Here is a 2,329-nt window from a genome sequence, read left to right as displayed (position 1 = left end):
AGAACTATGGTTACAAGTTCGGTCAAGAGGAAGAAACTTACAACATCGTTGCAGCTCACGGCTACTTCGGTCGTTTAATCTTCCAATACGCTTCCTTCAACAACAGCCGTTCCTTGCACTTCTTCTTAGGTGCATGGCCTGTAATCGGCATCTGGTTTACTGCACTGGGCATCAGCACCATGGCATTTAACCTCAACGGTTTCAACTTCAACCAGAGCATCATTGACTCACAAGGTCACGTGATCAACACCTGGGCTGACGTACTAAACCGTGCCAACCTAGGTTTCGAAGTAATGCACGAGCGTAACGCTCACAACTTCCCTCTAGACTTAGCAGCGGCTGAAGCTACTCCTGTAGCTTTGACTGCTCCAGTTATCAACGGCTAATAAGATCATAATCTGATCACCCCTAGGGGAGTACAAAAGTACCCCCTAATAGCGCTCCCCAAAAAGGGAGCGCTTTTTTATTTGGTGGCAAAGCACCAATCGCTTTTCCAAAAAAAAATAAGAGAGCCGTCAAAAAGACTCTCTAGGTCATCAGGGTGCATCTATCTACTGATCTCAATATAACAGATTGAGCGAGGGGTGTCACCCCTCAGTTAAAAATTTTACAAGCAGCTGACCCTAGGTATAGCGCTACGCGGAAGTCAGAAGTTAGAAGTCAGAAGTTAGAAGTCAGAAGTCAAAAGTAAGCTATGACTAAGTTTTGGAATTTAGGAATGTCCTAATCTAAATGCGTAGTGCTATATGTTCACGTATCAATTTTTGCAAAAAAATAAGAGAGCCGTCAAAAAGACTCTCTGGATCATCAGGGTGCATCTATCTACTGATCTCAATATAACAAATTTAGCGAGGGGTGTCACCCCTCATATATAAAATTTGGTAAAAATTCCCTAATCAACAGTATTGTTGACCTTAACTGGCTGGTGACCAATCAAAGCTAAGATTAGCAGTTATTCAGTTATTTAAGATGGCGATAGTGCTCTAGTTCCGAGAAAAGGCGAAATTAGCAAAACTCAATTCATTTGTGCCATTCCACTTGTAAACTTGGTTGCGAAACCCCTTCCACTGTTCATAAACCTTCTTAAACTTGGCATCTTTGCTAGCATCTTCCTCAAATAACTCGAATGATGCTTTCTCAGCCGCCTGCAAAATGTCTTGAGAGTAAGGAGTCAGCTTAGTACCTGCTTTAATCAAGCGTTCCAATGCCCCTCCATTCAAAGCATCATACTGAGCCGCCATATTTATATTGGCGTACCTGGCGGCATCTTTAAAAATTTCCTGATACTCCTTGGGCAACTTATCCCAAGCTTTTTTATTAACCTGTACCTCTAGGGTTGGTCCGGGTTCCCACCAGCCTGGATAATAATAGAACTTAGCTGCTTTGTACAAGCCCAGCTTCTCATCATCATAGGGACCAACCCATTCAGCGGCATCAATGGCTCCCCGGTCTAGGGCAAGGAAAATGTCACCCCCAGGTAATACTTGGACATTCACCCCCAAGCGCTCCATCACTTTACCTCCCAATCCAGGGATACGCATTTTTAATCCCTTCAGGTCACCTACAGAATTAATTTGTTTCTTGAACCAACCTCCCATCTGAGCACTGGTGTTACCTGCTGGAAAATTAATCACCCCAAAGTCAGCATAGAGTTCCTGCATCAATTCCAAGCCACCACCGTGGTACAACCAAGCATTTTGTTGTGGAGCAGTTAGACCAAAGGGTACACTAGTGCCGAATGCTAGGGCAGGATTTTTGCCAACGTAGTAGTAACTAGCGGTATGACCACACTCAACGGTTCCTTGTTGGACGGCATCGAGAACCCCTAATCCTGGTACAATTTCACCAGCCGCAGAGGGGGTAATCTGGAAACGCCCATTGGTCATGGCACTGACCCGCTTACAGACAGTATCAGCTCCCCCATAGATAGTATCGAGGGATTTTGGCCAGCTCGTGACCATTTTCCATCGAACCATAGGCTGACTGCCGGATTGAGCAACGGGTCCTGTACTAGCTTGATTACAGGAGGCTAAGGCAGCTGTACTGGCTGCACCAATCGCAGCGTTACTAAAAAATTTTCGGCGTTTCATGGTTGTTGATTCAAGAGTGGGTCATGTTTTGCGCAAGTTCTATCAAGTTTAGTAACTAGACACCCTTTAGCCGATCCGCTGTTCCCTTTGCTATTTAGCGAGATGTCATATCAGCGGATACATTTAACCAGGCAATTCCCGGCAAAACCCGGAAGCCGTGTACAGCACGTCGGTTATCGACGAGGAGGTATCCCTCAAAGCTTTTAGGTAAATCCCAAAAGCGCCATTATGATCACGGT

1 protein-coding gene and 1 pseudogene are annotated in these 2,329 nt (G+C 45.2%); one reads left to right on the top strand and one right to left on the bottom strand.

Annotated features, from left to right (window positions below; translation table 11 throughout):
* Window positions 1-386, top strand: a pseudogene (locus F6J94_RS33060) (photosystem II q(b) protein); the annotation flags it as partial.
* A gap of 597 nt (window positions 387-983) precedes the next feature.
* On the opposite strand, the gene F6J94_RS33055 reads toward F6J94_RS33060, so the two are convergent.
* Entirely contained in the window at window positions 984-2,090 is a 1,107-nt protein-coding gene (locus tag F6J94_RS33055) for a TRAP transporter substrate-binding protein (RefSeq protein WP_293047979.1), read from the bottom strand.
* Between the last annotated feature and the right edge of the window lie 239 nt (window positions 2,091-2,329).

The organism is Moorena sp. SIO1F2, from assembly GCF_010672755.1.
Lineage (GTDB): Bacteria > Cyanobacteriota > Cyanobacteriia > Cyanobacteriales > Coleofasciculaceae > Moorena.
The sequence above is the reverse complement of the archived record's forward strand: the minus strand, read 5'-3'. Positions and strand labels throughout refer to the sequence as shown.